This is a genomic window from Ciceribacter sp. T2.26MG-112.2, assembly GCF_900492205.1.
In the GTDB taxonomy this organism is placed as follows: Bacteria; Pseudomonadota; Alphaproteobacteria; order Rhizobiales; family Rhizobiaceae; genus Allorhizobium; species Allorhizobium naphthalenivorans_A.
This window is the reverse complement of sequence record NZ_UEYQ01000052.1, coordinates 1-5,987: the sequence shown is the minus strand read 5'-3', so window position 1 is coordinate 5,987 and position 5,987 is coordinate 1. Positions and strand designations below refer to the sequence as shown.

Genomic DNA, 5,987 nt, shown 5'->3' with positions numbered 1-5,987 from the left:
AAGCACAACCTGGGTCAATATCAGAAGTTGGGCAGTGCCGCTGTCCCCGAAGGCTATCGTGACACCTGCGGCGGGTATTATGGCGATCCCCCGGGTGATCAGACGGCGAAGCCAAGGTGCAAGCTGGATCTGCAGGAATCCCTCCATCACGATCTGACCCGCAAGCGTCGCCGTCACCGTTGAATTGATGCCGCAGCACAACAGGGCGATTCCGAACAATGTCGGTGCAACGGCCAAACCTAGCAACGGGGCCAGCAGACCATGAGCCTCACCCAGCTCTGCGACCGAAGTCAGCCCCTTTTCGTGGAACGTAGCGGCAGCTAGGATGAGGATAGAGGCGTTGACAAGCAAAGCGAACATCAAGGCGACCGTAGAGTCGATCGTCGCAAATTTAAGAGCCTCGCGCTTTTCAGGCAGCGTATCACCAAAGTCCCGCGTCTGCACGATGCCAGAGTGGAGGTAGAGATTGTGCGGCATGACGGTCGCACCCAGTATGCCGAGCGCCAAATAGAGCATGTCTGGATTGGTGACGATCTCTGTCGTTGGAGCGAAGCCGAGGATCACTTGACCCCAGTCCGGATCAGCAAGAGCGATCTGAACCGCAAAGCAGACGGCGATAACGCCGAGCAAAGTTATGACAAGCGCTTCGACCCAACGGAAGCCAAGCTTTTGCAGGTAGAGGATCAAGAATACGTCCAGAGCAGTGATGACCACTCCCAGCTCGAGCGGAATTCCGAAAATGAGGTTTAGGCCGATTGCAGTGCCGATCACCTCGGCGATGTCAGTCGCAATAATCGCAATTTCGGCGAGCAGCCACAGCACCATGGCGACCGGTTTGGGGTAGGCATCACGACAGGCCTGCGCAAGATCGCGCCCCGAAGCGATGGCAAGGCGCGCGCATAGCGACTGAAGGACGATCGCCATGATGTTTGAAACCAGGGCCACCGTGAGCAGCGCATAGCCGAAGCGCGATCCCCCGGCCAGAGATGTCGCCCAATTGCCTGGATCCATGTACCCGACTGCGACAAGATAGCCGGGGCCGAAGAACGCCATCGCCCTTCGGAAGGTGCCAGCTCCTGACGCGACCTTTATCGACCGGTGCACATCCGAAAGGGATGCCTCGCCAACCGTTCGCTGCCATCCCCTCACCGGTCTGTCCATCGTCTCACCGTGCTTTCAAAGCCCGCCCTTATTTGCAATTGCAAATCATTCTCATAAAGGGGCTGTTCATGCAAGCGGGACCGTTCAGATCCTGACCAATTGGGATCTATTAGGGCTTTGTTGACCATAATCGGATTTACTGATGGCGATCCGTGGGTGGCAGCAATGTTCGCCAGACCCGTACTCAGAGAGCCGTCAAGTGTGGAGTAACCAGTGAGCGAGTTCCCAGCTTGCGTCAGACCCTGTCCAGCCGCATCCGTCCTATCCGGGTTCATGCGGTGCGTGGGGACGGCTACAATCGCAGTGATGCTCGCAGTGGTAGTGCTGGTGGGTTCGTCGTCACTTGCGACAGCCGCGACCGACAGATCGCTGAAGCTGTTTTTCACTCACACTGGGGAACGTGCGACAATTACATTCAAGCGGGGCGGGAAGTTCGATGCCCGTGGCCTTGGTCAGATCAACCGTTTCCTGCGTGACTGGCGCAAGAACGAGCCAGCGAATATCGATCCCCGTCTACTCGATCTTGTGTGGGAAGTTTACCAGCGCAGCGGATCAAACGACTATATCCATATAGTCTCTGCCTATCGCTCCCCGGGGACAAACAAGATGCTCCGAGGACGATCGAGGGATAGTGGGGTCGCAAAAAACAGTCAACACACCCTCGGCAAGGCGATGGATTTTTATATTCCGGGCGTCAAACTGGCCAAGCTGCGATCACTTGCAATGCAGATGCAAGTTGGTGGAGTGGGCTACTATCCGGCATCGGGATCTCCGTTTGTCCATCTTGATGTCGGCAATGTCCGTGCATGGCCCCGCATGACGCGCAAAGAGCTGGCTCGGATCTTTCCCGATGGAAAAACAATGCACCTTCCCTCTGATGGCCGCCCTCTCCCCGGCTACGATTTGGCAGTCGCCGATTATCGTCGGCGCGTCGGCGCAAAATCGATCGAGATCGCTTCCAGTGCTGGAGATGACGACAGTAATTTCACTTCCACTTCGTCAAACAGGAGCAGCTTGGTCACCGCAATGCTACCGACTGGACGGAGCCGAGCGCAGGACGCGCTCGATCTTCAAACAAGCCGGCAGACCATGGTCGGCGAGGCAACGTCCGAGTTCACCGATTTAAGCGCTTTGGCCATTCCTGTACCAGTTGCACGCCCTACTTCCGAAATGGAGATACCTGAGGTCGAGGTTGCCTCACTTGGCCCGATCACTGATCGCACACAGATTGAGAGTTTCCGCCCTTCCGCCATCCTTGATCTGCCGGAGCCGGCAGCTTTGATCGCGCTATTTCCGATCCCTGCAGCAGACAGAGATGCTGACGAGGAGGCTGATGGTCAGGAAACGCTAATGACATGGGCGCTATCGGCTCCAGGCGCCACTACGGGATTGAAAGCGCCCCTCATGTCTGCACGACTGTTTGCAATCAGGACTACCCAGATCGCCCCCTAAATCAAGGGTCGGAGCCGTTGTGCCAGGCTGCAACAAACGTCTCGCACGTCGATGTTCGAATCTGCGGCTGTGCTTCAGCTTTTAGCAGGGGCCGGCGTTTGCACATCGTTGGAACAGCCTGTAGCGTCGGCAAAGCCTGCAGCGATTGCTGCCAGATCTTCAGGTTTGGCGTCGAAGCGTAAACCGTGAAACTCGCCGTCCGAGCCAGCCTCACCTTCAATGGAAAAGCCAGATAATTCGCCTTTCTGCTTTTCTACGTCACTAACTGGACTGGGAATGACGGTCACTTGGGCGCCGATTGCCCGACCCCGCATTCCGGAGACCGTGGTTGGCCCTTTGCTGTCCAGAACGGAAATCTGGATTAGATGACCCGCCTCGACCTTGCGAAGCGATTCGGCAACACGCAGGGCGGTCCGAAGACGGACCTGTTCATCCACGGGCTCTGTGACGATGAACTGCCGGATCCAGATGCCGTCGCGATCCCGCGCCTTGGCTGTGGCGACGGTCTGACACTCGGCACCGCTCTTCTCAGCCGATAAACCCAAAAGCTCTTCTGGACCATAATAGACTGCAGCCGCACCACCGGCACCGCCGACACAAAGTGCTCCGAATAAAACCGCCAAGCTGATCCTTAAGATGCGCCGTCTTCGTTCCTGCATGGAGAAAACCTTCGGTGGGAGCCTATGCCCAGATCTAACCACCGAAGTCTTGAAACCGAATGAAGCAAAAAGGTTAATCGAGGTTCCCCGCAGAGGACCCGCCTGCAGCCTACACGCGTTCACTGAGGATCATGGGGTGTGCCCAGCGTGGTCATCCGAATTTGCTGTTGCACCCTTTTGGACGACAAACTCCACTTCCACGGGCCCTGCCTTCTCGAACTGCAGCGTTGCCTTGAACTTCTCACCCTCCGCAGGACGCTGCATCGGTTTTTCAAACATGATGTGTGCGGCGCCCGGCTCCAGCTTCACAGTGGAGCCGGCGCTTATTGTGATGCCTTCCTTGACGGGTCGCATACGCGCCACTCCGTCGACGACAGATGATACGTGGATTTCAAACCGCTCAGCGACCGGACTGCTTCCTCCAAGAAGGCGATCATCCGTCGTGCCCGTGTTGACGATCGTCAGATAACCGCCAAGAACCGGAGCAACCACAGGAGCCTGTAAGGACCACGGATGCTTTATCTCCAGGCTCCCTACCGTAAAATCATGAGACGATGCAGGACCGAAAGACGCAGTCACGCACGTCAAGGCAACGAGCCCGCAAGCCAGTGTTTTTTGAAATGGCACGTAATTTCTCCGCATAGTTAGTGGGATACATCAGATCCGAAACCGTCATCTCTCGAGAGGTCTGAACAGGTTGGCATGACGACAAGTTGAAAGAGACCTGGAACGCCGGTGGCGCCGCGTTCAGCGAATGGGACGTAACAACCGCAACGCATTCATGGTTACAAGGACTGTCGCACCCGTATCGGCAAGAATTGCAGGCCACAGGCCCGTGATGCCCAGGATAGTCGTCACCAAAAATACCACCTTCAAACTCAAAGCGATGGTAATGTTCTGGAAAATGTTGCGCATAGTACGTTTCGAGAGATCGATCATAAGGGCGACATCAGCCACCCTGCCGTGGAGAACCGCGGCGTCTGCCGTCTCCAGCGCCACGTCCGTTCCACCACCCATAGCAATCCCGACATCAGCTGCCGCTAGCGCTGGCGCGTCATTGATCCCATCGCCGATCTTGCCGACAACATAGCCCTCTTTCTTCAATTCGCCCACGATCCGCTGCTTGTCTTCAGGCATCAGCTCCGCACGGACCTCGATGCCGAGTTGCGCACCGATGGCGGTGGCGGTCCGCTTGTTGTCGCCTGTCAGCATGATCGTCTTTATGCCTGCATCCGTCAGGGCCTTGAGGCCCGCAACAGCATCGGCTCTAGGCTCGTCGCGCATGGCAATGGCACCAGCGAGAACATCGCCAATGACCAGTACAGACACGGTCTTTCCTTCATCGTTGAGAGACGTGATCTTCTCCAAGTGAGCAACTGGAACCGGAACTCGCTCTGCTGCAGCCCTGGGCGAGCCAAAAAAGACCTCGACACCATCTACGATGGCGGAAACACCCTTGCCGCCGAGAGCCTTCGCATCGGTCCCCGTGGGAGGTACGATGCCTTCCTCCTTGGCCTTGCTTAAGATCGCAAGGGCGAGAGGATGGCTGGATCCCACTTCAAGCGCTGCGGCAAACCGAAGGACGTCCTCACTTTCCCGGCCGAACGGGACCACATCAGTCACCTGCGGTTTGCCTTCGGTGAGCGTGCCAGTCTTGTCGAAAGCAATCGCCGTAAGGTTGCCAAGTCCTTCTAGAACGGCGCCGCCTTTGAGGAGCAGGCCGCGGCGTGCGCCCGACGACAGTGATGCAGCGATCGCAGCCGGGGTCGAAATTACGAGCGCGCATGGGCAGCCTATCAGCAGGACAGCAAGTCCCTTGTAAACCCACTCACTCCATATTCCACCTGCGAAAAGCGGAGGGATGACCGCCACCAAAGCGGCAACGACAACTACACCGGGTGTGTAGTATTTTGAAAAACGGTCAATAAAGCGCTCAGTCGGAGCCTTGGATTCCTGCGCTTCCTCGACGAGACGAACGACACGGGCGATCGTATTGTCTGCGGCTGCGGCCGTGACCCTGACACGCAGAACCGCATCACCATTTACGGTGCCTGCAAAAACAGTGTCGTCGACCGCCTTGCGAACAGGCACGCTTTCGCCAGTCACTGGCGCTTCGTCAATCGAGCTTTCACCTGCAATGATGACACCATCGGCGGAGATCCGGTCGCCAGGGCGAACCATAATGATTGAACCGACCGCAAGAGTTTCGGCCGGCACCTCGCGAGTCTCGCTGCCTTCCTCCAATATCGCCGTTTTGGGAACGAGCGCCGTAAGCGACTTGATGCTGTCGCGCGCTTTTCCAGCGGCGACGCCCTCGAGCAGTTCGCCGACAAGGAAGAGGAAAACAACCGCCGCAGCCTCTTCGGTCGCATTGATGACCAGTGCGCCAGCAGCGGCGATCGTCATAAGCATCTCGATGGAGAATGGCGTGCCAGCCAGTGCGGCCATAATAGCCCTTCGGGCTATGGGCACGAGGCCGACAAGCATTGCTATCGTGTAGGCGTAGGTCTCGATCGCCGGGACCAGGTACCCAATGCCGTAAGCGACGGCCAGTGATGCCCCTGCCAAGATCGTCAGGCGCCCCTTCTTGCTCGCCCACCAAGGACCTTCGGAAGAACCATGATCGTGACCGTGGAGTCCCTCAAATTTGCCCTCTGCCGAGCTTTTCGATCCGTGGTCGTGTCCAGCGTGGGCGTTGTGAGAAGCTTCTTGGAT

5 protein-coding genes are annotated in these 5,987 nt (G+C 57.4%); 1 reads left to right on the top strand and 4 read right to left on the bottom strand.

What is annotated here, in order from left to right; genetic code table 11:
- On the bottom strand, positions 1-1,161 hold a 1,161-nt coding region (locus tag DYZ14_RS23815), incomplete at its 3' end, for an Nramp family divalent metal transporter (RefSeq protein ID WP_154722906.1).
- A 306-nt stretch (positions 1,162-1,467) separates the two neighbouring features.
- On the opposite strand from DYZ14_RS23815, the gene DYZ14_RS23810 reads away from it, so the two are divergent.
- On the top strand, positions 1,468-2,613 hold the full coding sequence (locus DYZ14_RS23810) for a DUF882 domain-containing protein (protein WP_232365671.1): 1,146 nt from the start codon (positions 1,468-1,470) through the stop codon (positions 2,611-2,613).
- 74 nt (positions 2,614-2,687) lie between these two features.
- Here the strand turns inward: DYZ14_RS23810 and DYZ14_RS23805 are convergent, their stop codons facing one another.
- The 3 genes from DYZ14_RS23805 to DYZ14_RS23795 form a co-directional block, all read right to left on the bottom strand.
- A complete protein-coding gene (locus DYZ14_RS23805) occupies positions 2,688-3,272 on the bottom strand; it encodes a hypothetical protein (RefSeq protein ID WP_148169280.1) in 585 nt (194 codons plus the stop codon).
- Positions 3,273-3,401: 129 nt separating this feature from the next.
- The gene (locus DYZ14_RS23800) at positions 3,402-3,899 is read right to left on the bottom strand and encodes a copper chaperone PCu(A)C (protein WP_232365670.1); all 498 of its coding nucleotides are present in this window, start codon (positions 3,897-3,899) and stop codon (positions 3,402-3,404) included.
- 120 nt (positions 3,900-4,019) lie between these two features.
- Positions 4,020-5,987: heavy metal translocating P-type ATPase (locus tag DYZ14_RS23795; protein ID WP_154722904.1), on the bottom strand; the 1,968-nt coding region annotated here is incomplete at its 5' end.